The sequence below is a fragment of the Streptomyces sp. NPDC014995 genome, from assembly GCF_043080745.1.
Lineage (GTDB): Bacteria > Actinomycetota > Actinomycetes > Streptomycetales > Streptomycetaceae > Streptomyces.
Genome location: NZ_JBIBVX010000011.1, coordinates 107,354 through 130,297, shown reverse-complemented (window position 1 = coordinate 130,297; position 22,944 = coordinate 107,354). Strand labels below are relative to the sequence as shown.

Sequence of the window (22,944 nt, the reverse complement as noted above, 5' to 3'; positions counted from 1 at the left end):
CCCCCACCCCGCTCTGGCCTGGGGTCCCGGAGATGATCTGCCACACTGGACGTGTTATGCCTGCACCCGGAGAACTCACTTTCGTCGCCCCCCGCGGAGCCAAGAAGCCGCCGCGGCATCTCGCCGACCTCTCGCCCGCCGAGCGGAAGGAGGCGGTGGCGGAGATCGGTGAGAAGCCGTTCCGGGCGAAGCAGTTGTCGCAGCACTACTTCGCGCGGTACGCGCACGACCCGGCGGAGTGGACCGACATCCCCGCCGGAGCGCGCGGGAAGCTGCGTGAGGCGCTGCTGCCCGATCTGATGACGGTCGTCCGGCATCTGTCGACCGACCAGGGCACCACCCGCAAGACGCTGTGGCGGCTGTTCGACGGGACGCTGGTCGAGTCGGTGCTCATGCGGTATCCGGACCGGGTCACCATGTGCATCAGCTCGCAGGCGGGGTGCGGGATGAACTGCCCCTTCTGCGCGACCGGGCAGGCGGGGCTCGACCGGAACCTGTCGACCGCCGAGATCGTCCACCAGATCGTGGACGGGATGCGGGCGCTCAGGGACGGGGAGGTCCCGGGCGGGCCGGCCCGGCTGTCCAACATCGTCTTCATGGGCATGGGCGAGCCCCTCGCCAACTACAAGCGGGTCGTCGGCGCGATCCGCGCCCTCACCGACCCGACGCCGGACGGGCTCGGGCTGTCGCAGCGCGGGATCACCGTGTCGACCGTCGGGCTGGTGCCGGCCATCCACCGGTTCTCCGACGAGGGCTTCAAGTGCCGGCTCGCGATCTCGCTGCACGCCCCGGACGACGAGCTGCGCGACACCCTCGTCCCGGTGAACACCCGGTGGAAGGTGCGCGAGGTGCTCGACGCCGGCTTCGAGTACGCCGAGAGGTCCGGGCGGCGGCTGTCCATCGAGTACGCCCTGATCCGTGACATCAACGACCAGGCCTGGCGGGGAGACCGACTCGGACGGCTGCTCAAGGGCCGGCCGGTGCACGTCAACCTGATCCCGCTCAACCCGACCCCGGGCTCGAAGTGGACCGCTTCCCGGCCCGAGGACGAGAAGGCGTTCGTCGAGGCCATCGCGGCGCACGGGGTACCCGTCACCGTCCGGGACACCCGTGGCCAGGAGATCGACGGGGCGTGTGGTCAGCTCGCCGCCACCGAGCGGTAGTCTGACCGGCGTAAGCACCACCATCGGTATTCAGACACCTTCATATTCCGACAGGGGAGCGCCACAGCGCTGAGAGTGCGGCAACCGGGCCGCAGACCCTCTGAACCTCGCCCAGGTCATTCTGGGTAGGGAGTTCGGTCATCACTCGAGCTGTTGCGCCCTGCCCGGGCACCCCCCCGCGGGTCCCGGGCAGGGCCGCGTCTCTTCCTGGTCACCTCCAGGAGGAATCCAGTGCACACCAGGACGTTCATGGCCGCGGCCGTCGGCCTCGGTCTCGTCACGCTGTCCGCGTGCGGTGCGTCGTCGTCCGACGACACGGGATCGAGCGGCGGCTCCCGGACCGTCACCCTCGTCAGCCACGACTCGTGGGCCGTCTCCAAGAGCGTGCTCGCGGACTTCGAGAAGCGGTCCGGCTACAAGGTCAAGGTCCTCAAGGACGGCGACGCCGGGCAGGCCGTCAACAAGGCCGTCCTCACCAAGGACAACCCGCAGGGCGACGTCTTCTTCGGCGTCGACAACACGCTCCTGTCGCGGGCCCTCGACAACGGGCTGTTCCAGTCGTACGAGGCCAAGGGGCTCGACCAGGTCGACACCCGGTACCAGCTCGACGCGGCAAAGCACCGGGTCACGCCCGTCGACTACGGCGACATCTGCGTCAACTACGACAAGAAGTACTTCGCCGACCACAAGCTGGCCCCGCCCGCCTCCTTCGACGACCTGGTCAAGCCCGCCTACAAGAACCTCCTGGTCACCGAGAACGCCTCCACCTCCTCGCCCGGCCTCGGCTTCCTGCTTGGCACCGCCGCCCGGTACGGCGACGACGCGTGGCAGGACTACTGGAAGAAGCTCAAGGCCAACGGCGTGAAGGTGGTCGACGGCTGGGAGCAGGCGTACAACGAGGAGTTCTCCGGGTCGGCAGGCGGCAGGAAGGCCGGGGCGGACCGGCCGCTCGTCGTCTCCTACGCCTCCTCGCCGCCCGCCGAGGTCATCTACGGCGACCCGAAGCCGACGACCGCCCCGACCGGTGTCGCGACCGGCACCTGCTTCCGGCAGATCGAGTTCGCCGGGCTGCTGAGCAACGCGGAGAACAGCGCGGGCGGCAAGGCGCTGATCGACTTCCTGATCTCGAAGGAGTTCCAGGAGGACATGCCGCTCAACATGTTCGTCTACCCGGTGGTGAAGGGCGCGGCCGTGCCCGTCGAGTTCACCCGGTACGGGCCCGCCGCCGAGGACCCCGAGACCATGGACCCGGCGAAGATCGCCGCCGACCGTGACGACTGGGTCAAGTCGTGGACCTCGCTCGTACTGAAGTAGGGGCCACCCGACGCGGGAGCGCGGCGCGGCTGGGGCTCATGGTCCTGCCCGTCGCGTTCTTCGGGGTCTTCTTCGCCTATCCCGTCGCCGCGATCGTCTCGCGCGGGCTCCGGGCCGACGGGGTCTGGCACTTCGGGCGGCTCTGGGACGTGCTCGGACAGTCCGGCATCCGGCACGTCCTGTGGTTCACCACCTGGCAGGCGCTCGCCTCCACCGCGCTGACCCTCCTGCTCGCCCTGCCCGCCGCGTACGTCTTCGCCCGCTTCGCCTTCCCCGGCAAGCAGGTGCTGCGGGCGGTCGTGACCGTCCCGTTCGTGCTGCCGACGGTCGTCGTCGGTACGGCGTTCCTGGCCCTCGTCGGACGCGGCGGGCTGCTCGACGAGCTGTGGGGCGTACGGCTGGACACCACGGTGTGGGCGATCCTGCTCGCGCACGTCTTCTTCAACTACGCGGTCGTCGTGCGGACGGTGGGCGGGCTGTGGGCGCAGCTCGACCCGCGGCAGGAGGAGGCGGCGCGGATTCTGGGCGCGTCACCCTTCCGCGCCTGGCGTCAGGTCACGCTCCCGGCCCTGGCGCCCGCCGTGGCGGCGGCCACGCTCATGGTCTTCCTCTTCACCTTCACCTCGTTCGGCGTGGTCCAGATCCTCGGCGGGCCGACCTTCTCGACCCTGGAGGTCGAGATCTACCGGCAGACCTCGGAGATCTTCGACCTGTCCACGGCGGCCGTCCTGACGATCGTGCAGTTCGCGGCCGTCGGCGCGATCCTCGCCGTGCACGCCTGGACCGTACGGCGGCGGGAGACCGCGCTGCGGCTGGTGGACGCCTCCGTGACGGCGCGACGGCCGCGCGGGGCCGGGCAGTGGGGGCTGCTGGCCGGTGTCCTGGTCACCGTCGCCGTGCTGCTCCTGATGCCGCTCGCGGTGCTCGTGCAACGTTCGCTGGACGCGCCCGACCTCGCCTACTACCGGGCGCTGACCAGCGACGACGGCAACGTCTTCCTCGTCCCGCCGATCGACGCGATCGGCAACTCCCTGGAGTACGCCCTCGCCGCCACGGCCATCGCCGTGCTGGTCGGCGGGGCGGCGGCCGCGGCCCTGACCCGGCGCGACGCCGGACGCTTCGTCCGCGGCTTCGACGCGCTGCTGATGCTGCCGCTGGGCGTCTCCGCCGTGACCGTCGGCTTCGGCTTCCTGATCGCGCTCGACGAGCCCCCGCTGGACCTGCGCGGCACCTGGATCCTGGTGCCGCTGGCGCAGGCGCTGGTCGGCGTCCCCTTCGTCGTACGGACCATGCTGCCCGTGCTGCGGGCGGTGGACGTACGGCTGCGGGAGGCGGCGGCCGTGCTGGGGGCGTCGCCCTGGCGGGTGTGGCGGGAGGTGGACCTGCCGATGGTGCGGCGGGCGCTGCTCGTCGCGGCCGGGTTCGCCTTCGCGGTGTCGCTCGGGGAGTTCGGGGCGACGGTGTTCATCGCACGGCCCGACAACCCGACGCTGCCCGTCGCGGTGGCGCGGCTCCTCGGCCGGGCCGGTGAGCTCAACTACGGGCAGGCGATGGCCCTTTCCACGATTCTGATGCTGGTGTGCGCGGTGGCCCTGCTGGTGCTGGAGCGGCTGCGGACCGACCGGACGGGAGAGTTCTGATGCTGCTGCGGCTCGAGGGTGCGACCGTGCGGTTCGGCGGGCGGGCGGTGCTCGACGCCGTCGACCTCGCCGTCGCCGGGCACGAGGTGGTGTGCGTGCTCGGGCCGAGCGGCAGCGGCAAGTCGACCTTGCTGCGGGCGGTGGCCGGGCTGCAACCCCTCGACGCCGGGCGGGTGGTGCTCGACGGGCGCGACCAGGCGGGGGTGCCCGCGCACAAGCGGGAGCTCGGGCTGATGTTCCAGGACCATCAGCTGTTCCCGCAGCGGGACGTGGGCGGCAACGTGGCCTTCGGGCTGCGCATGCACGGCGTTCCCAGGCGGCACCAGGACGAGCGGGTACGGGAGTTGCTGGACCTCGTCGGGCTGCCGGGCGCCGCCGGCCGGGCCGTCGCCTCGCTCTCCGGCGGTGAGCAGCAGCGGGTCGCGCTGGCCCGCGCGCTCGCGCCCCGGCCCCGGCTGCTGATGCTGGACGAGCCGCTCGGGCAGCTCGACCGGTCGCTGCGGGAGCGGCTGGTCGTCGAACTCCGCGAGTTGTTCGGGCGGTTGGGCACCACCGTGCTCGCGGTCACCCACGACCAGGGCGAGGCGTTCGCGCTCGCCGACCGGGTGGTGGTGATGCGGGACGGGCGGATCGCCCAGTCCGGTACGCCTCTCGAGGTGTGGCAGCGGCCGGCGGACGCGTTCGTGGCGCGCTTCCTCGGCTTCGACAACGTGGTGGAGGCGAGCGTCGCCGGGGAGGCCGCGGACACGCCGTGGGGCAAGGTGCCGGTGCCGGCCGGTTCCGGGCAGGGGACGCGCACGCTGCTCGTCCGGCCCGCCGGGGTGCGGCTGGTCGGCGCGGACGAGGGCCTGCGCTGCACGGTCGCCGCCCGCACCTTCAAGGGCACCCATGTCGCCGTCCGCCTCCAGCCGGAGGACGCGCCGCGTCTGGAGGCGGCGTGCGCGCTGCGGCTGGCGCCGGAGGTCGGGGACCCGGTCGGGGTGGCGTTCGACGCGGCCGAGGTCGTCGTGCTCGACTGACCGGCCGTCGCGCACACCGGCGACCTGGCCGTCGGCGCCCGGCGGGAGACACCGGCGGCGGCCGGCGAACCGCGTACTCCGGAGCGCACCGGCCGCGGCATCCGCCTCGGGTGGGACGCCGGTGGCCCGCCCCCTGGGGGACGGGCCGTAGGGGGATCAGCGGCTGCCCGGTCCCCGGCGGCGCATCCCGAAGAACACCGCGCCGCCGCCCACGGCGACCAGCACGGCCGCGATGCCGACGATCAGGCCGGTGTGGGAGTTGGCGCCGGTCTCGGCGAGGTTGGACTCACCGACCGCGGGCGACGGGGCGCTGCTCACGGTGGTGTCCGCGGGCGCGGTGCCGTCACTCGACGAGGGCGCCGCAGGCGACGAGGCCGGCGGGGCCGGTGTCCCGGAGTCGGTCCCGGCCGGGGTGGAGGCGGAGTCCGACGGAGACGGCGACGCCGACGGGCCGGTGGGCGTGGTGGGCGTGTCGTCGGCCGTGCAGGCCTTGGCCGGGGTGGTCAGGTTGCCTGCGATGTCGGCGTTGACCAGGACCTTGTCGTTCTTCGTGGCCGTGACGTGGATCCGGTAGACGGCGCCGGGCTCCCAGTCCTCGGCGAAGGTGACGGTGACGCCCTTCTTCGAGCCCTCGACCGTCTGCTCGCCGACCTGCCGGAGGTCGGCGCCGTTGTTCTCGAGGAACACCGTGACGACGGCCGGGGTCCCCGTCGGGTCCTTGTCGGTGACGGTGATGACGCCCTTCGCGCCGTCACAGGCGGCCGCGGCGGAGAAGTCCGTGATATCGCTGGCCAACGCCGAGCCGGAGGCCCCGAGGACGAGGGCGGCCGAGGCGGCGGTGACGCCGAGCATGCGCACCGAACGAGCGGCGGTACGGCGGGATGGGGACACGTTTGTCCTTTACGTGATGCGCAACTGCGGGGGGTGGAGGGGGAGGTGACGCCCCCTGTGCGGTGGGCGACAGCATCCCCGGGAGGCTCACAGGTCTATAAGCGTTCCATAAGTACTGTCAATGTGTGGACGCTTCGGGACCATTGCCTTTGCCCGCGCTTTAACCGCCGAGACGTTTCAACGCCTCTGGAGCCTCCTCGATCCGGTCGACCAGGGCGATCCGGTGCTCCATCGCGCGTTCCTCGGCGAGCGCCCGCAGCAGCGGCCACGTGGGCAGCCGCTCCGTCCAGTGCGCGCGGTTGACGAGCACCATGGGCGTGGGCTCCCCACGCGACTTGTAGTAGTTGGGCGTCGCGCTGTCGAAGATCTCCTGTACGGTCCCGGCGGCGCCCGGCAGGAAGACGACCCCCGCGGTGCAGCGGGCCAGCAGGCCGTCCTCGCGGGTGGCGTTGGAGAAGTACTTGGCGATGTGCGCGGCGAACGGGTTCGGCGGCTCGTGGCCGTAGAACCAGGTGGGGACGCCGACCGAGGGGCCGCCCCGCGGCCAGCGGGTGCGGACCTCGAAGGCGGCCGACGCCCAGTCGGTGATCGAGGGCGTGAACTTCGGCGCCCGGGCGAGGAGCCGGAGGGCGCCGGCGAGCATGTCGTCGGGGAAGGGGGCCGAGTAGGCACCGAGGTTCGCCGCCTCCATCGCGCCCGGGCCGCCGCCGGTCGCCACGGTCAGGCCGGCGCGGGCGAGCTCCCGGCCGAGGCGGGCGGCACCCGCGTACGCCTCCGTCCCGCGGGCCATGGCGTGCCCGCCCATGACGCCCACCACACGGGCGCCGACGAGGAGTTCGTCGAGGGCGTCGGAGACGGCGTCGTCGTGGAGCGAGCGGAGCATGGAGGCGAACACGTCGCCGTCGGACTTCGTCCGCTGGAACCAGGCGTAGGTGAGCGCGTCGGGCGTCGCCTCGTAGCCGCCCTCGTCCAGCGACTCGAACAGCTCGTCGGGGGTGTAGACGAAGGCGCGGTAGGGGTCGAAGGAAAGACCGGGTACGGGCGGGAAGACCAGGGCGCCCGAGGCGCGGGCCTTCTCCGCCGCCTCCGGGTCCATCGGGCAGCCGAGGAAGACGCTGCCCGAGGTGTCCAGGGCCAGCAGGACCGCCGTACGGTCCGTCAGGTCGACGGCCTGGACGCGGTAGTGGGACAGGGCGCCCTGCGCGGCGACCACTTCGTCGAACTCGGCGAGGGACTCGATCTCGCGGTCGTGGGAGCCGTCGAACGGCTGGGCGGGTGTCGGATGCACCCGCCCATGCTAGGACGTGCCCTCCGCCGGGCGGTCAGCCCTCGATCGCCGACGGGTCCATCCAGACGACCTCCCAGGTGTGGCCGTCGAGGTCGTCGAAGGAACGGCCGTACATGAAGCCGTGGTCCTGGGTCTCGCCACTGGGCGAGCCGCCCAACGCCAGGGCGCGGTCGACCAGTTCGTCGACCTTCTCGCGGCTCTCGGCGCTCAGCGCGATCAGGACCTCGCTGGTCTTCGTGGAGTCCGCGATCTCCTTCTTGGTGAAGGTCGAGTAGAACGGCTTGGTGAGCAGCATCGCGAAGATGGTCTCGCTGATCACCACCGAGGCAGCCTTCTCGTCGCTGAACCGGGGGTTGATCGAGTAGCCCAGCTCCGTGAAGAACTTCTTCGAGGCCTCGAGGTCGTTCACGGGGAGGTTGACGAAGATCATCTGCTGGTGGGCGGGGGCGGTCATCGGGGTCTCTCCCATCGGCTGCGAGCGGTTGGTCCGCGCGGCTTGTTCGTCGTGTTCGGTGGGGTAGACCGGGGGGTCGAGCGGAACTCATCGGCGTACCGGGATTTTCTCGCGCGGATTTTCCGGGCGGGTCCTCATACCCGTGCCCCTGCGGCCACGTACCGGATTCAGCCGGTCAGGGGGAGGGCCGCGAGCGCCGCCACGAGCAGGGTGAGCGGGAGGAAGAGCGCGGCGAGCGCGCCGGCGCGCAGTGCGGCCGCGCCGCGCAGCATCGAGGCCGGCGCGCCGAGGCGGAGCAGGGCGGCGGTGGTGCCGGCGCGGGCCTGGCGGGCCTCCACGGCGGCGGTGAGGACGGTGGCGAGGGCGCAGCCGGTGACGAGGAGGGCGCCGAGGGTGGTGAGCGGGCCGGCGGACGGGTCGGACGGGTCGTGCAGGGCGGCCATGCTGTACGCGCCGGAGACCACCGCGCACAGGACGCCCAGGGGACGGCCGATGCGGGACGCCTCCTGCATCAGGCCGCGGCCGGCCAGGAGTCGCAGGGCGCCGGGGCGGACGGCTTGCAGGAGGCGGCCGCAGAGGTGGGTGAGGCCGGGGCCGGCGAGGGCGAGGCCGAGGGCGGTGAGGGTCCAGCCGAGGAGGACGGCGGCGGGGCCGGTCGGGCCGCCGGGCAGCGTGAGGGTGGCCTCGCTCGCGCTGTGGAGGGCGTAGGCCTCCACGGCCAGGCCGGCGGCGAGGAGGGCCGCGCCCCAGGGGAGGGCGGTGGGGTGGGGCGGCGGGGGGTTGTGCGGCCCGGGTCCGTGCGGGGGGCCGGGCACGGAGTCCGGTGCCTCCGGTGCGCCCTCGGCCGTGGCCGGGGGGCTGGTCGCGCTGCCCGGCGCCTGCGGGGTGCCCCCCGCGGCCACGCTCTCCCACGCTCGGCCTCGCCCGAGCGAGGGCGTCACCGTCGCCCCGGCGGTACGACCGCCCGCCGTCCGGACGGCTCTGCTGCCGAAGCGGCCGTACGCGCCGAACGTCTCCCGCGCTCCCGCCGGCGCCGCGAACCGCCTCAGCGACACCCCCGTGCCCCGGGAGCCGGTCGCCGGCCGGGTGTCCCGGGGGCGCAGCGACAGCGCCACCGCGGCCGATGCCGTCGCCGGGACCAGGGACAGCAGGGTCAGCGCCGCCGGCAGCGGCAGGAGGACCTCCGACGCCAGGAAGTCCGCGGCCGCTCCGTCGAAGGGCATGCCCGTGAGGTCGCCGCGGAGGTGGAGGAAGGCCAGGAGGGCCAGCAGGGAGCCGAGGGTGGTGGAGAGGGCCGTCGTGGTGGCCGAGACGGCCATCAGCCGGGCGGGGCCCAGGCCGATCGCGGCGAGGCCCGGGCGGGGGCGGGTGCCGGGGTCCGTGCGGGCGACCGCCAGGGCGAACTGGACCGTCGCCGCCAGGGGGACCGCGCACCAGGCCAGGCGGAGTGCGGAGGCGCCCGGGGTCTCGGGGTGGGTGAGGGCGTGGCCGAGGGTGCCCAGGAGGAGGAAGCCCGTGCCCGCCGAGGCCGTCGCCACCAGGAGGCGGCGCAGTTGGACGGCGGGGTGGGCGCTGCGGGTCAGGCGGAGAGCGAGCACGCCGCCCGGCCTTCCGTCTCGTGTTCCTCGACCGGGGGCAGGTGGACCGTCTTCACCCGGCGTCCGTCCAGCAGGGGCACCGTGCGGTCGGCCAGGGCCGCCGTCTCCGGGTCGTGGGTGGCCAGGACGACCGTGATGCCGTGGGAGCGGGCCGCTGTCGTGAGCGTGCGCAGGACGTGGACCCGGTCCGCGCGGTGCAGGGGCGCCGTCGGCTCGTCGGCGAAGAGGACCGACGGGGCGGGGGCCAGGGCGCGGGTGATGCACACGCGCTGGCGCTCCGCCTGGGTCAGCTCGTGCGGCCGGCAGCGCGACCTGTCGCCCACGTCGAGGCGCTCCAGCCACTCCAGGGCGGCGGCCTTGGCCCGGCGGCGGCTGGTGCCGCGCAGCATCAGGGGGAGGGCCGCGTTCTCCCAGACGTTGAGTTCGGGGACCAGGACCGGGGCCGGGTCGATCCAGCCGAAGCGGTCGCGGCGCAGCCGTTCGCGGGCGGTCGGGCCCATGGTGTGCACGGGGATGCTGTTGAACCAGACCTCGCCGCGCTGGGTGGGCGCGAGGCCGGACAGGCAGTGCAGCAGGGTCGTCTTGCCGCTGCCGCGCGGGCCGGTGACGGCGAGGATCTCGCCCTCCCGCACGCCGAGCGACACGCCGCCGAGCGCGGGGGAGCCGTCGTGGTGCGTGAAGTGCAGGGACTGTGCCCACAGCACGTCGTTGTCCGGCGGGGCCTCCATGGGCGTACACCTCGGTTCAGATCCGTAGTTCCCGTGCCGTTTCCCCCGTCCGGGGGAACGAAGGCAGGGCCGATCGGTCACTGGCACGCTAGGCAGCCCATGACAGGCATCCGGACAGCACACGGCCCCGGGCCGCCGTTTCTCACTCGAACGGACGGCGCCGGGGCCGGTGTCGATCACCTCGGAGGAAGGGGCACCGGAAGGTCCACCGGACGGACCTCCCGGAAGATCACAGCTTCGTCCACGCCTCCGTCAGCGTCGCGCGCAGGATCTGCTCGATCTCGTCGAACGTCTCCTGGTCGGAGATCAGCGGCGGGGCGAGCTGGACGACCGGGTCGCCGCGGTCGTCGGCACGGCAGTACAGGCCGTTGTCGAAGAGGGCCTTGGACAGGTAGCCGTACAGGACGCGCTCGGTCTCCTCGGCGTCGAAGGACTCCTTCGTCGCCTTGTCCTTGACGAGCTCGATGCCGTAGAAGAAGCCGTTGCCGCGGACGTCGCCGACGATCGGCAGGTCGTGCAGCTTCTGGAGGGTCCGCAGGAAGGCGCCCTCGTTGTCCAGGACGTGCTGGGTGAGGTTCTCCCGCTCGAACAGGTCGAGGTTGGCGAGGCCCACGGCCGCGGAGACCGGGTGGCCGCCGAAGGTGTAGCCGTGCAGGAAGGTGTTGTCGCCCTTGTAGAACGGCTCGGCCAGCCTGTCCGAGATGATGCAGGCGCCTATGGGGGAGTACCCGGAGGTCATGCCCTTGGCGCAGGTGATCATGTCCGGGACGTAGCCGAACTTGTCGCAGGCGAACATCGTGCCCAGGCGGCCGAAGGCGCAGATGACCTCGTCCGACACGAGCAGCACGTCGTACTGGTCGCAGATCTCGCGCACCCGCCGGAAGTAGCCGGGCGGGGGCGGGAAGCAGCCGCCGGCGTTCTGGACGGGCTCCAGGAAGACCGCGGCGACCGTGTCCGGGCCCTCGAAGAGGATCTGCTGCTCGATCTGGTCGGCGGCCCAGCGGCCGAAGGCCTCGGGGTCGTCGCCGTGGATCGGGGCGCGGTAGATGTTGGTGTTCGGGACCTTGTGCGCGCCCGGCACCAGCGGCTCGAAGGGGGCCTTCAGGGCCGGCAGGCCGGTGATGGACAGGGCGCCCTGCGGGGTGCCGTGGTAGGCGACGGCGCGGGAGATGACCTTGTACTTGGTCGGCTTGCCCTGGAGCTTGAAGTACTGCTTGGCGAGCTTCCAGGCGGTCTCGACCGCCTCACCGCCGCCGGTGGTGAAGAAGACCTTGTTCAGGTCGCCCGGCGCGTAGTCGGCCAGACGTTCCGCCAGCTCCACGGCCTTCGGGTGGGCGTAGGACCAGACCGGGAAGAACGCCAGCTCCTGCGCCTGCTTGAACGCGGTCTCCGCCAGTTCCGTGCGGCCGTGTCCGGCCTGGACCACGAACAGACCGGCGAGACCGTCGAGGTAGCGCTTGCCCTTGTCGTCGTAGATGTAGGTGCCCTCGCCCCGGACGATGGTGGGGACCGGGGAGTTCTCGTACGAGGACATGCGGGTGAAGTGCATCCACAGGTGGTCGTACGCGGTGCGGCTGAGGTCCTTGGTGCTCACGGTTATCGGGTCCTCACGGTTATCGGGTTCCCCACATGTAGGTCTGCTTCTTCAGCTTCAGGTAGACGAAGCTCTCGGTGGAGCGCACGCCCGGCAGGGCACGCATGCGTTTGTTGATGACGTCCAGCAGGTGGTCGTCGTCCTCGCAGACGATCTCGGCGAGGATGTCGAACGAGCCCGCGGTCATCACCACGTACTCGACCTCCGGCATGTCGGTGAGCGCGTCGGCGATCGCCTCGACGTCGCCCTCGACGTTGATCCCGACCATCGCCTGCCGGCGGAAGCCCACGGTGAGCGGGTCCGTGACGGCGACGATCTGCATCACGCCCTGGTCGAGCAGCTTCTGGACGCGCTGGCGCACGGCCGCCTCGGACAGGCCGACGGCCTTGCCGATCGCGGCGTACGGCCGGCGGCCGTCCTCCTGGAGCTGCTCGATGATGGCGAGGCTGACGGCATCCAGGTGAGGGGTGCCGTTCTTGGGCTCGCGGGAGTCCCGGTGCTCTGCGCTTCGACTGGCCACGACCTCACTCTGCACGACGTCTCGACAGTTCCGCAAGGCCGGGGCGATGAAATTCGTTGTTTACGAGACTGAGATCTGCGGATTCCGCAGCCCCGGCGGGATCGGGGGTGTTGAAAACGTGGGGACAGCGATTAATGTGGGTGTCTCAGCCATTGGACATCCGAACTTGGAGGGCCGGCAGTGAGCACCGAGCTGGGACCCCTGCGCAAGCTGCGCAATTACATCGCCGGTGAGTTCCGGGACGCCGCCGACGGGCGGACCACCGAGGTGGTCAACCCCGCGACGGGCGAGGCCTACGCGACCGCGCCGCTGTCCGGCCCGGCGGACGTCGACGCCGCGATGCGGGCCGCCGCGGCGGCCTTCCCGGGCTGGCGCGACACCACCCCGGCCGAGCGCCAGAAGGCCCTGCTGAAGATCGCGGACGCGTTCGAGGAGCGCGCCGAGGAGCTCATCGCGGCCGAGGTGGAGAACACGGGCAAGCCGGTCGGGCTGACCCGCTCCGAGGAGATCCCGCCGATGGTCGACCAGATCCGCTTCTTCGCGGGCGCGGCGCGGATGCTGGAGGGCCGCAGCGCCGGCGAGTACATGGACGGGATGACCTCGATCGTCCGTCGTGAGCCGGTCGGCGTCTGCGCGCAGGTCGCGCCGTGGAACTACCCGATGATGATGGCCGTGTGGAAGTTCGCCCCGGCGATCGCGGCGGGCAACACGGTCGTCCTGAAGCCCTCGGACACCACCCCCGCGTCGACCGTCCTGATCGCCGAGATCGTCGGCTCGATCCTCCCCAAGGGCGTCTTCAACGTCATCACCGGCGACCGCGACACCGGCCGCCTGATGGTCGAGCATCCGATCCCGGCGATGGCGTCCATCACCGGTTCCGTGCGCGCCGGCATGTCCGTCGCCGAGTCCGCGTCCAAGGACCTCAAGCGCGTCCACCTGGAGCTGGGCGGCAAGGCCCCGGTCGTCGTCTTCGAGGACACCGACATCGCCAAGGCCGTCGAGGACATCTCGGTCGCGGGCTTCTTCAACGCCGGCCAGGACTGTACGGCCGCCACCCGCGTCCTCGTGCAGGAGGCGATCCACGACGAGTTCGTGGCCGCGCTCGCGAAGGCCGCCGCCGAGACGAAGACCGGGCAGCCGGACGACGAGGACGTGCTGTACGGGCCGCTGAACAACCCCAACCAGCTGAAGCAGGTCTCCGGCTTCATCGAGCGCCTGCCGGCCCACGCCAAGGTCGAGGCGGGCGGCCACCAGGTCGGCGACAAGGGGTACTTCTACGCCCCGACCGTCGTCTCCGGCCTCAAGCAGGACGACGAGATCGTCCAGAACGAGGTCTTCGGGCCGGTCATCACCGTGCAGTCCTTCGCGGACGAGGACCAGGCGGTGGAGTGGGCCAACGGCGTCGAGTACGCCCTCGCCTCCTCGGTGTGGACCAAGGACCACGGCCGCGCGATGCGCATGTCCAAGAAGCTCGACTTCGGCTGCGTGTGGATCAACACGCACATCCCGCTGGTCGCCGAGATGCCCCACGGCGGCTTCAAGAAGTCCGGCTACGGCAAGGACCTGTCGTCGTACGGCTTCGACGACTACACGCGGATCAAGCACGTGATGACCTCGCTCGACGCGTAGCGCTCCGCGGCGCGGCCGCGAGGCCGAGCCCCCGGCAGGGCACCGCGCCCCCGGACGGGACGTCCCGTCCGGGGGCGCGGTGCCGAGGGGCGCCCTCCTCAGCCGCCGGGGGTCGCGCGGATGGCGGCGATGTCGAACTGGAGGCGCACCTTCTCGCTCACCATGGCACCGCCCTCCGCGAGTCTCGCGTTGTACGTCAGGCCCCAGTCCGAACGGTTGATGGTGGTCGTGCCGTCGAAACCGACCCGCTCGTAGCCGAACGGGTCGGTGACGTGTCCTATGTAGGTGAGTTCCAGGTCGACCGGACGCGTGGTGTTCTTGATGGTGAGGTCGCCGGTCATGCGGTAGACGTCGCTGCCCGCGAGACGCACCTCCGTACTGACGAAGCGCATCCGCGGATAGGTCGCCGCGTCCAGGAAGTCACGGCCGGCCAGGTGCGCGTCGCGTTGTTCCACGCCGGTGTCGACGGACCCGGTGGACAGGACGATTTCCGCCCGCGAGCGAGCCGGATCGCGGCCGTCGAAGTAGAGACGGCTCCGGTATTCCGTGAAAGCCCCGCGCACGGTGGTCACCATGGCATGGCGGACGGAGAAACCGATACGACTGTGCGCCGGGTCGATCATCCATTCCCCGGTCAGCGCCGCCAGGGCGGGGTCCGGCAGGCCGGTGGGTGCGAAGCTCCGCTGGTCGTGGGGGAGTTGAGATGCTGTGGGGGATGCCGGGCGGCGCAGTGACGCAGCACGGGTGAACAGGTTCATGATTCACGTGATTACGGCACGACTGAATATGCCGCAAGTCGCCTTCAAGAGCCGCGCACACGGTCACCACGAATTCCCCCAGTAATGCGTCGGACGACCGGACGGGCCGTGAAAAAGGGGGAGGAATGGCCTTCTTGTACTGTTGGCCGGTGTCCATAACGAAGCCTCGTCACAGCCCCGGCCGTCCGGGCGACACCTCCTGGCTGGGCCCGCCGATCGATGCCCGCCCGCTCTTCGGGCGGGAGTCGGCGTCGCTCCTCCGCCTGCTCCGTGAGCTGCGGCAAGAGGAGTGGAGCAGGACCGCCGTCCCGGGATGGACCGTGCGCGATGTCGTCGCCCACCTCCTCGGTGACTTCCTCGGCCGTCTGGGCCGGCGCGGAGACGGGGACGGACACCGGCCCGCTCCCGCGTCCGGGGAGACGCTGGAGGCGTTCATCCACCGCGCCAACCAGGAATGGGTGGACCGGCACGCCGATCACAGCCCCGCCGACCTCGTCGCGGCCCTGGAACCGGCCGGCACCCAGGTCGCCCGCCGGTTCGAGAGCGCCGACCTCGACGCGACGGGCCTCGGGGTCTCCTGGGCCGGGGCCGACCCGGTGCCCCAATGGCTGGACATCGCCCGGGAGTTCACCGAGTACTGGACCCACCGCCAGCAGATCCGGCACGCCACCGGCCAGGGCACCGACCCCGAGCCCCGCGCCCTGGCCACCGTCCTGGACACCTTCATGCGGGCCTTGCCGCACACCCTGCGCGACACGGCCGCGCCCCTCGGGACACAGCTCCAGGTCGTCGTCGAGGGGCCGGCCGGCGGCACCTGGACCGTGACCGCCGGCGCGGACCGCTGGTCACTGGCCGAAGCACCCGCAGGACAGGCCGCCGCCGCGGTGCGGCTGGACCCGGAGACCGCCTGGCGCCTGTGCACGCGCGGCATCGACCCCGGCACCGCCCTCGACCGCTCCCGCATCCGCGGAGACCGTCAACTCGCCGGGGCCGCCTGCCGGATCGTGTCCGTCGTCCACTGACGGCGGCGCCTCACCCGGGCCCCTCGGGGAGAGGCTCCCCCTGGTTGACGACCCCGAACGGGATGTGGACGCTCGGAGTCCTCCGGTAGGTGCCCTCGAGGTGGCTCTCCTGGTCGTCGAAGAAGATGTGCGGCCTCAGTACGTCCATGACCGAACTCTTGTCGACACCGCCGAGGAAGAAGGCGTCGTTGACGGTCACCCCCCAGTTGTTCAGGCTCAGCACGGCCCGCTCGTGCGCGGGGGCGTTGCGCGCGGTGACGATGGAGACGTGCACGCGGATCGCGTAGCTCTCGTCCGCTCCGCGCCGCTCCTCCTCCCTGCGCTGGAGCGTGTTGATCTCGCGCAGGAAGTCCCGCAGCGGGCCCGCGTCGTGGGGAGTGGCGACGTTCAGGGCCTCGTGAGCGCGGAAGCCCTCCAGACCGTCCTGCTGGAACACGCGCTCCGACGCGTCGTCGGCGAGGACCCCGTCGAAGTCGAAGGCGATGCGGAGGTCCTTGTCCTCGGGGTCGTCGGCCACGGCGGAGCCGAGCACCCGGCCCGCCGGCAGCCCCGACGCCACGGCCTCCCGGACGTCCTTCTCGTTCGCCGACAGGAACAGCGACATGTTCAGGGCGGGCATGAACCGGTACGGCGCCCGGCCCTGCATGAAGATGGCGCGGCTTATGGGGAGTCGACGCGCCGTGATGGACCGCATGACCCGCAGTCCGGTGTCGGGGTCGTTGCGGGAGAGGATGATCACCTCGACCAGGGGGTCGCCCTCGGGGGCCAGGTCGTTCAGGGACAGGATGCGGCGGATGAAGGGGAAGGCGACTCCGGGGCGGAGGGTGTCGTCCAGGTGCTCCCGCTGGTAGGTGCGGTAGGCCTCCTCGCCGTCCCGCCGGAAGACGGCGTCGGACTCCTCCAGGTCGAACAGGGCGCTGGAGGCGATTCCGATGACCAGTCGGTTCGCGAGGCTGTACGGCGGCATGGCGGCTCCCCTCCGGCGTCGCCGCCGGCCGGCGGCGTCTGCTGGGGGGTCGACGGCCCCCCCGATCACACACTTTGCCTTCTCTTTACAACCCGCCCCCTCACCGCCTCGTCTCTCCGCTCGATCCGTCCGACGGGACAGACGCCGGACGGATGCGTGACAGCAGGACAGACGCAGGACAGACGCAGGACGGACGAGAGAGAGCGGTTGATGCGATACATACGGTTCATACCCCGAACGGGCCCCGCCGCCCTGGCCGTCGCGGGTGCCGCCGTGATGCTGGGGGCGGTCCCCGCGTCCGCCGACGGGACGGCTCCGACGCCCGCTCCGGCGGCGACCGCCGCACCCGCTCCCGCGGCGACCGCGGCACCCACTCCGGCGACCACCGCCGCACCCGCCCCCGCGGCCCCCGCGGCACCGACTTCCGTGCCGGAACCCACCGAGGACGCGACGCCGGTCCCGGACCAGGTGAGTGTGGTCCCGAGGGGAGCGGCGGACACCGGCGCGGCCACGGACCCGGCGGGGGCGTGGGGCGGGCCGGCCGCGGGGGGTGCCGCCGCGGTGGCGTTCGCCGCGGGCGCCGCCGGGGTCCACGTCGTGCGGCGCCGGCGGGCGACCCGGGCATGAGCCCGCTCTCCAGACGCGCCCTGGTCGCCGCGGCCCTGGCGGTGCCGCTCGTGGGGTGCGGTGGCCGCCCGGCCGGGCAGGGCGCGGGCACGTCTCCCGCGCCGCGCCCCTCCGGGCCGGCGGCGCACTCCTCCGGGGGTGCGGCCCCGGTCCGGCTGGAGATCCCGGCCATCGGAGTCGACACGCCCGTCATGCGGCTCGGGCTCGCCCGGGACGGCAGCGTGGAGGTGCCCCCGGTCGGGGCGCACGACCGGGCGGGCTGGTACCGGTACTCGCCCCCGCCGGGGCGGACCGGCCCGTCCGTGATCCTCGGTCATGTCACGGTGGGCGCGTACGGGGACGGCGTCTTCCGCCGCCTCGGCCGGCTGCGCCGGGGCGACCGGATCGTCGCGCGCCTGGAGAACGGCACGGCGGCGGTGTTCGCCGTCACCCGCGTACGCACCGTCGCCAAGGAGGACTTCCCGACGGAGGAGGTCTACGGGAACGTGAACCGGCCGGAGGTGCGGCTCATCACGTGCGGCGGACCCCGCGAGGACGACGGGTACCGCGACAACGTGATCGTGTTCGCCGCGCCCCCCGCGGCCCCGGACGTCGCGGGAGAACGGTGAAACGGTCCCGTGAGAGGGCGGCGGCCGAACTGTTCGCCGCCCTCTACCCGCGCCTCGCCGGCTGGTGCCGCCGGCTGGTCGACGACGACGGGACGGCGCACGAGATCGCCTCGGAGGCGTTCACCCGCCTGTGGGCGCGCTGGACGGCCGTGGCGGAACCCCAGGGGTTCCTCTACGTCACCGCGGCCAACCTGGTCCGCGACCACTGGCGCAAGCTGGAGCGCGAGCGCAACGCCGTGCGCCGGGCCACCGTCGAGGCCGCCGTGAGCCCGCCCGCCGAAACGGCCGACCCCTCGGTCCGGCTGCTCGTGCAGTCGCTGCCGGAACGACTGCGGGTGCCGATCCTGCTGCACTACTACGCTGACATGCCGATCCGGGAGGTGTCCGTGCTGACCGGGCGCAAGGAAGGAACCGTCAAGGCCGACCTGCACGCGGCCCGCGAACTGCTCCGTGCCCACCTGGGGAGAAGCCTTGATCACACCCGTTGACGACTTCGACGACGGCCCGGACCGCGACGCCGACGACCCCCTCACCGTCCTCCTGCGTCCCCCCTCCGGCCATCTGGGCCCGCCTGCCGGACGGTACGAGGAGATCCGCCGCCGTGCGGGGCGGCGACGGCTGTGGCGCACCGCCGCCGGTGCCGGTGCGGCCGTCGCCGTAGCCGTCGCCGCCTTCGTCCTGCTGCCGGCGCACCTGACGGCACCCGGGCCGCCCGCGTCCCCGACGGTCCCGCTCGCCCCGCCCCCCGTGCGCGGCACCCCGACCGCGCCCACTGCGCCGGAGTCCCCGGCGCCCGCCGCCCCGGGCCCTACCGAGGGGACCCCGGCCCCGGTCCCCGATCCCCGGACACCCGGCAACCCCACCGGCACCGCGGACCTCACCCCCGCCGCCACCCGGGAACCGTCGCCGGCCCAGGAGGTGCCCTCCTCGGTGCCGGGTACGCCGTCGACCGCGCCGGATACGCAGTCCCTCGCGCCGTCGGCGTCGGGTACGCGCCGTTGAGGCCGATTCACGCGCGGTAGCTCGCGAGGGGTGGTTGCTCCTACCCTGGAGGTCGCCGTCGGGGGAGGGTGGACGTGACGCGTACGACACGGCAGCAGCCGTCCGGGCGCCGCCTGGAGGACTCGATCGCGTGGGCGGTCAGGAACGCGGACGGTGTCGTCGCCATCGCGCTGGCGCTGGTGGTCGGCCTGATGGACATCCTGGACAAGGACTTCGACGACGACATCGTCACCGGCTCCATCCTGCTGGTGCTGGCGGCCCTGGTCTACGGCTCGCTGGCCGAGCGCCGGCGGCGGCTGGCCGACATCCGGGCCGCGACCGCGGGCACGAGCCGGGCCATCGAGGACCTGTCCATGGTGCGCACGCTGGCCGGCCCGGAGGTGGCGCTCGCCCACGAGCAGGCCCGGCGCAGCACCGCACGCTGGGTGTTCAAGGGCGGCACCGGCACCTACCTGCGGGCCGTCACCCTGCCCGAGTGCGTCGTGGAGGCCCAGCGGCAGCGGCGCTCCCTCAGCATGAAGATCGACATCGTCAATCCCGCCGACGACCGGGTCTGCGCCGCCTACGCCCGCTTCCGGCGCACCTTCGGCCATCGGCAGGAGGGCGGCGCGTTCACCGAGTGGACCACCGAGCGCACCCGCAAGGAGGCCTACGCCACCGTGGTCGCCGCCGCCTGGCACCGGCAGCGGCTGGACACGCTGGAGATCGACGTGCACCTGTCGTCGGTGGCGCCGACCCTGCGCTTCGACCTCTCCGACACCTGCCTGATCATCACCCAGGACGACCCGCGCCGCGTCAGCCTCTGCGTGGAGCGGGGACGGCCGCTGTACGACTACTACGTCACCGAGCTGCACCAGAGCCGGGAGCAGGCGGTCAAGCTCGATCTGCGCGAGGCCACCCCGCTGAGCGACGAGCCGACCGTCGACGAGGTCAGACGCCTGCTCGACCGGCTCGCACTGCCACTGCCCACGAGTTTCACCGACCGTGACGTCGGCGACATCATCGACAGGGCCCTGCGGGCGGAGGACCCGTACCGCAGGTAGCCACCTTGTGCCGAGGGGGAGACGATGGACTACCCGGCCCTGGAACGGGCCGCCCGGCGGGGAGCCGCCGGCGAGGTGATGCGGCAGGCCGCATCGGAGTTGGAACAGGTGGTCACGGGCCGCCGGGCGCTGCGCGCGGTGCGCCATCCCCTGGGGTTCGTCTGCCTGCCCGTGCTGCGGGACGGCGCGGACGGCGTGTGCGTGCACGTCTTCGGACCGGCCGATCCCGTCCTGACGGCGCACCAGGTGCACTCGCACAGCTGGGACCTGACCAGCACGGTGCTGTACGGACGGCTGGGCAACCGGCGCATGGGCGTCCACGAGGAGACCGAGCGGCCCACCCACCGGGTGTTCGAGGTGCACAGCGATGCCTCGGGGGTGGACGAACTACGGCCCACCGGGCGACTGGTGCGCTGTCTGCCGGGCGCCGAGCAGACCAGCGCGCGCGGCCAGACCTACGACCTTCCGGCGGGCGAGTTCCACACCACCGTGGTGCCGGACGGCCGTCCGGCCGCCACCCTGGTGCTGGGGCGGACACTGCCCGGCCGGGCGGACCTCTCCCTGGGCCCGTTGCGGGCCCCGGGCCGCCGAGTGGTCCGCAGGATGTGCGACGCGGCCCAGACCGTCCGCATCGCCCAGGCCGCCCTCAGGAGGATCCATGAGCCCGAACCCGACCCCCCGTCCGTCTGAACCCGCGGCCCGCTACACGTCCGAGTGCCGTACGGCGGTGGCCGCCGCCGAGGAGGCCGGGGCGCTGCTCAGGTCCCGCTTCCCGGACGGGTTCGCCGCCCGTCCCAAGGGCGAACGCGGCGACGTCGTCACCGATCTGGACCTGCTGGCCGAGCGGATCGTGGTGGACCGGATCCGGGAGCGGTTCCCGCACGACCGGATCCTCGCCGAGGAGTCCGGTGACCTGGGCGGCGACGGGGGCGGCCGCACCTGGCTGGTGGACCCCCTCGACGGCAGCAACAACGTGGTGATCGGCCTGCCCGTCTACGTGGTGGGCGTCGCCCTGTGCGTCGACGGCGCGCCGGTGACGGGGGTGGTGCACGAACCGGTGAGCGGGCGGACCTGGTCGGCGCGGCTCGGGGGCGGTGCCCACGGGCCGGGCGGCAGGCTCGCGGCGGCCGGCGGAGGCCGCCCGCTGTCCCCGGCCGGGCCGGTGCTGGCCTGGACCCAGGGGCACGCGGTGCGCCGCGACGACCCCGCCGTCCGCGCGCTGCGGCACACCCTGGAGCTGGGTTCCCGACGGCTGCTCCAGCTGTGGGCACCGCTGCTGGCGTGGGCCATGCTGGCGCGGGGGGACATCGACGGCTTCGTCGGCTACCGCGCCGAGGCGATCGACCTGCCGGCCGGGGCGCTGCTGGCCCGGGAGGCCGGGGTGGCCGTCCGGCACCTGGACGGCCGGGAGTTCGGCGGGGGCTTCCTGGGCCCCGACACGGGGCGGTCGTTCGTCGCGGCGCGGCCGGAGGTGCTGCCCCACCTGCTGGAGCTGGCGGCGGGGGCCGGGGGACCCGTTCCGGTCCTCAGCCCGTCACCGCCAGCATCGCGACCGACGCCGTGACCGCCGCCACCGCCAGGACCGCTCCCGTCCCCATCAGCCGGGTCACCGGCACCCGTACCCCGTAGGCGTGGCAGCGCTCGTACCACAGCAAGGTCGCCAGGGAGGCCCACGGTGTGATCACCGGGCCCGCGTTGGTGCCGACGAGCAGGGCGAGCAACTGGTCGTGGTTGCCCACCGGGACGGCGCCCTCGCCCGCCAGGTAGACGGGCAGGTTGTTCAGGACGTTCGAGAGGCCGCCGCCGACCGCCGCCGCGCGGAACATGCCCCCGAGGCCGCCGTCCTGGCCGACCGCGGAGGCCAGCAGGTCGTGCAGGCCGTTGGCGTTGACCGTCTCGACCACCAGGAACATGCCGGGCACCATGACCAGCAGCCGCCACGGCACGAGCGACAGCCGCAGCGCGGAGCGGTCGCGGACCGCGAAGGCGGCGACGGCGACGGCCGCGGCCGTCGCGGACGCGATCCACAGCTCGACGTCCGCGACCAGGATCGCCACCAGGAACCCGCCGCAGGCCAGCGCGCAGGCCCGGAACAGCACCGGATCGGCGGGGCGGTGCGGGCCGGGAGGCACATAGCGGTCGGCACCCGCCGCCCGCGCGGGCTCCCCCGCCGCTGCGTCGTCCCGTGTCCCCAGGTCGTTCCCCGTCCGTACGTCACCCCGGGGCCCGGCGTCATCCCGGGGCCGTCCGTCGCTCCGCACCCGCGCGTCCCGCCACGCGCGCGCGTCCTCCCCCTCCCGTACGTCCTGCGCGCGCGCCGCGCCCGGGCCGCCGCCGGGCCGGTCCGGGCCCGGCTCGGCCGGTCGCGCGGCGCCCCGCCGTCCCCGGCGCCAGTAGAAGCCCCACAGGCACGCCATGGTCACCGCGATCGCCGCCAGCTGCGGTGCCCACATGCGGCCCGCCAGCCCCAGCGGGGAGAGGGCCACCCGGTCCGCCGCGAGCAGGTTCGTCAGGTTGGAGACCGGCAGCAGCAGGCTCGCCGTGTTGGCCAGCCAGACCGTCGTCATCGCCAGCGGAACGGCGGCGATGCCGACGCGGGAGGCGAGGGCGAGCATCACCGGTGTCAGCAGGACCGCCGTGGTGTCCAGGTTCAGGGCGATCGTGGTGACCGAGGCGAAGGCCACGCAGAGCAGGAAGAGGAGCGGGTAACTGCCCCGGCCGACCCGGGCGACACGGGCCGCCACCACGTCGAAGACCTCGGCCCTGCTCGTGAGTTCGGCCAGCACGATCACCGTGCCGAGGAACGGCAGCAGCGGGGCGATCCGGGTCATCGCGTCGCCGGCCTGGGCGGAGGGCAGCAACCCCGTGCCCCAGCACACCAGTCCGGTCGCGAGCAGACCGATCGCCACCCGGTCCAGTACATGCAGACGCAATATGGCACGCACGGGAGGAAGGGTCGCACATCTGTGCCCCGCTGTAACCAGGGGGTGCTTTCCGACAGTTTCGCGGCCAGGGCCCTCCGGCCAGGATCCTGGCTGCGAAACCGGTGCATATCGACGCTCGCTCATTCATCATGACT

The 22,944-nt window shown here is 72.7% G+C and carries 23 protein-coding genes and 1 riboswitch; of the genes, 13 read left to right on the top strand and 10 right to left on the bottom strand.

Features of this window, described 5'->3' with window-relative positions:
* Positions 1-56: 56 nt before the first annotated feature.
* From rlmN to ACF1A1_RS22490, 4 genes are all read left to right on the top strand, one after another.
* The gene (gene rlmN, locus ACF1A1_RS22505; RefSeq protein WP_392002164.1) at positions 57-1,163 is read left to right on the top strand and encodes a 23S rRNA (adenine(2503)-C(2))-methyltransferase RlmN; all 1,107 of its coding nucleotides are present in this window, start codon (positions 57-59) and stop codon (positions 1,161-1,163) included.
* A 42-nt stretch (positions 1,164-1,205) separates the two neighbouring features.
* A riboswitch (TPP riboswitch) is annotated at positions 1,206-1,313 on the top strand.
* A gap of 81 nt (positions 1,314-1,394) precedes the next feature.
* Complete coding sequence (locus tag ACF1A1_RS22500) at positions 1,395-2,477, top strand: thiamine ABC transporter substrate binding subunit (protein ID WP_392002162.1); 1,083 nt, start codon at positions 1,395-1,397, stop codon at positions 2,475-2,477.
* 38 nt (positions 2,478-2,515) lie between these two features.
* Positions 2,516-4,117, top strand: a complete 1,602-nt coding sequence (locus tag ACF1A1_RS22495; RefSeq protein WP_392002160.1) for an ABC transporter permease — start codon at positions 2,516-2,518, stop codon at positions 4,115-4,117.
* Entirely contained in the window at positions 4,117-5,136 is a 1,020-nt protein-coding gene (locus ACF1A1_RS22490) for an ABC transporter ATP-binding protein (RefSeq protein WP_392002159.1), read from the top strand. Before ACF1A1_RS22495 ends, ACF1A1_RS22490 begins: the two co-directional genes overlap by 1 nt.
* A 156-nt stretch (positions 5,137-5,292) precedes the next feature.
* On the opposite strand, the gene ACF1A1_RS22485 is transcribed toward ACF1A1_RS22490, so the two are convergent.
* From ACF1A1_RS22485 to ACF1A1_RS22455, 7 genes are all read right to left on the bottom strand, one after another.
* Entirely contained in the window at positions 5,293-6,027 is a 735-nt protein-coding gene (locus ACF1A1_RS22485; protein ID WP_392002158.1) for an LAETG motif-containing sortase-dependent surface protein, read from the bottom strand.
* 160 nt (positions 6,028-6,187) lie between these two features.
* Positions 6,188-7,315 (bottom strand): LOG family protein, encoded by a 1,128-nt coding sequence (locus tag ACF1A1_RS22480; RefSeq protein WP_392002157.1) that lies wholly within the window; start codon positions 7,313-7,315, stop codon positions 6,188-6,190.
* A 34-nt stretch (positions 7,316-7,349) separates the two neighbouring features.
* Positions 7,350-7,769 (bottom strand): VOC family protein, encoded by a 420-nt coding sequence (locus tag ACF1A1_RS22475; protein ID WP_392002155.1) that lies wholly within the window; start codon positions 7,767-7,769, stop codon positions 7,350-7,352.
* A 167-nt stretch (positions 7,770-7,936) separates the two neighbouring features.
* Positions 7,937-9,367: a hypothetical protein gene (locus ACF1A1_RS22470; protein WP_392002153.1), complete on the bottom strand. Its 1,431-nt coding sequence runs from the start codon at positions 9,365-9,367 to the stop codon at positions 7,937-7,939.
* Complete coding sequence (locus ACF1A1_RS22465; RefSeq protein WP_392002152.1) at positions 9,349-10,095, bottom strand: ABC transporter ATP-binding protein; 747 nt, start codon at positions 10,093-10,095, stop codon at positions 9,349-9,351. The genes ACF1A1_RS22470 and ACF1A1_RS22465 overlap by 19 nt, the downstream gene beginning before the upstream one ends.
* Positions 10,096-10,324: 229 nt before the next feature.
* The gene (locus tag ACF1A1_RS22460; protein WP_392002150.1) at positions 10,325-11,689 is read right to left on the bottom strand and encodes an aspartate aminotransferase family protein; all 1,365 of its coding nucleotides are present in this window, start codon (positions 11,687-11,689) and stop codon (positions 10,325-10,327) included.
* 19 nt (positions 11,690-11,708) lie between these two features.
* Positions 11,709-12,224: an Lrp/AsnC family transcriptional regulator gene (locus ACF1A1_RS22455; protein WP_392002148.1), complete on the bottom strand. Its 516-nt coding sequence runs from the start codon at positions 12,222-12,224 to the stop codon at positions 11,709-11,711.
* Between the two features lie 165 nt (positions 12,225-12,389).
* Here ACF1A1_RS22455 and ACF1A1_RS22450 point away from each other — a divergent pair, with 165 nt between their 5' ends.
* The gene (locus tag ACF1A1_RS22450; RefSeq protein WP_392002147.1) at positions 12,390-13,838 is read left to right on the top strand and encodes a gamma-aminobutyraldehyde dehydrogenase; all 1,449 of its coding nucleotides are present in this window, start codon (positions 12,390-12,392) and stop codon (positions 13,836-13,838) included.
* Between the two features lie 98 nt (positions 13,839-13,936).
* Here ACF1A1_RS22450 and ACF1A1_RS22445 read toward each other — a convergent pair whose 3' ends face one another.
* Positions 13,937-14,596, bottom strand: a complete 660-nt coding sequence (locus ACF1A1_RS22445; protein WP_392002146.1) for a YceI family protein — start codon at positions 14,594-14,596, stop codon at positions 13,937-13,939.
* Positions 14,597-14,745: 149 nt separating this feature from the next.
* On the opposite strand from ACF1A1_RS22445, the gene ACF1A1_RS22440 reads away from it, so the two are divergent.
* Entirely contained in the window at positions 14,746-15,618 is an 873-nt protein-coding gene (locus ACF1A1_RS22440) for a maleylpyruvate isomerase family mycothiol-dependent enzyme (RefSeq protein ID WP_392002144.1), read from the top strand.
* A 10-nt stretch (positions 15,619-15,628) separates the two neighbouring features.
* Here the strand turns inward: ACF1A1_RS22440 and ACF1A1_RS22435 are convergent, their stop codons facing one another.
* Positions 15,629-16,585, bottom strand: a complete 957-nt coding sequence (locus ACF1A1_RS22435; protein WP_392002143.1) for a 5'-nucleotidase — start codon at positions 16,583-16,585, stop codon at positions 15,629-15,631.
* A 210-nt stretch (positions 16,586-16,795) separates the two neighbouring features.
* Here ACF1A1_RS22435 and ACF1A1_RS22430 point away from each other — a divergent pair, with 210 nt between their 5' ends.
* From ACF1A1_RS22430 to ACF1A1_RS22400, 7 genes are all read left to right on the top strand, one after another.
* The gene (locus ACF1A1_RS22430; RefSeq protein ID WP_392002142.1) at positions 16,796-17,212 is read left to right on the top strand and encodes a sortase-dependent protein; all 417 of its coding nucleotides are present in this window, start codon (positions 16,796-16,798) and stop codon (positions 17,210-17,212) included.
* Entirely contained in the window at positions 17,209-17,820 is a 612-nt protein-coding gene (locus ACF1A1_RS22425; RefSeq protein WP_392002141.1) for a class F sortase, read from the top strand. The genes ACF1A1_RS22430 and ACF1A1_RS22425 overlap by 4 nt, the downstream gene beginning before the upstream one ends.
* Entirely contained in the window at positions 17,817-18,308 is a 492-nt protein-coding gene (locus tag ACF1A1_RS22420) for an RNA polymerase sigma factor (protein ID WP_392002139.1), read from the top strand. The genes ACF1A1_RS22425 and ACF1A1_RS22420 overlap by 4 nt, the downstream gene beginning before the upstream one ends.
* On the top strand, positions 18,292-18,822 hold the full coding sequence (locus ACF1A1_RS22415; RefSeq protein WP_392002138.1) for a hypothetical protein: 531 nt from the start codon (positions 18,292-18,294) through the stop codon (positions 18,820-18,822). Before ACF1A1_RS22420 ends, ACF1A1_RS22415 begins: the two co-directional genes overlap by 17 nt.
* A gap of 74 nt (positions 18,823-18,896) precedes the next feature.
* Positions 18,897-19,865, top strand: coding sequence for a hypothetical protein (locus ACF1A1_RS22410; protein WP_392002136.1), 969 nt, complete (start codon positions 18,897-18,899; stop codon positions 19,863-19,865).
* Positions 19,866-19,889: 24 nt separating this feature from the next.
* Positions 19,890-20,555: a hypothetical protein gene (locus tag ACF1A1_RS22405; protein ID WP_392002135.1), complete on the top strand. Its 666-nt coding sequence runs from the start codon at positions 19,890-19,892 to the stop codon at positions 20,553-20,555.
* A complete protein-coding gene (locus tag ACF1A1_RS22400) occupies positions 20,524-21,429 on the top strand; it encodes an inositol monophosphatase family protein (protein ID WP_392002133.1) in 906 nt (301 codons plus the stop codon). The genes ACF1A1_RS22405 and ACF1A1_RS22400 overlap by 32 nt, the downstream gene beginning before the upstream one ends.
* Here the strand turns inward: ACF1A1_RS22400 and ACF1A1_RS22395 are convergent.
* Entirely contained in the window at positions 21,392-22,810 is a 1,419-nt protein-coding gene (locus ACF1A1_RS22395; RefSeq protein ID WP_392002132.1) for an SLC13 family permease, read from the bottom strand. The genes ACF1A1_RS22400 and ACF1A1_RS22395 overlap by 38 nt on opposite strands.
* Between the last annotated feature and the right edge of the window lie 134 nt (positions 22,811-22,944).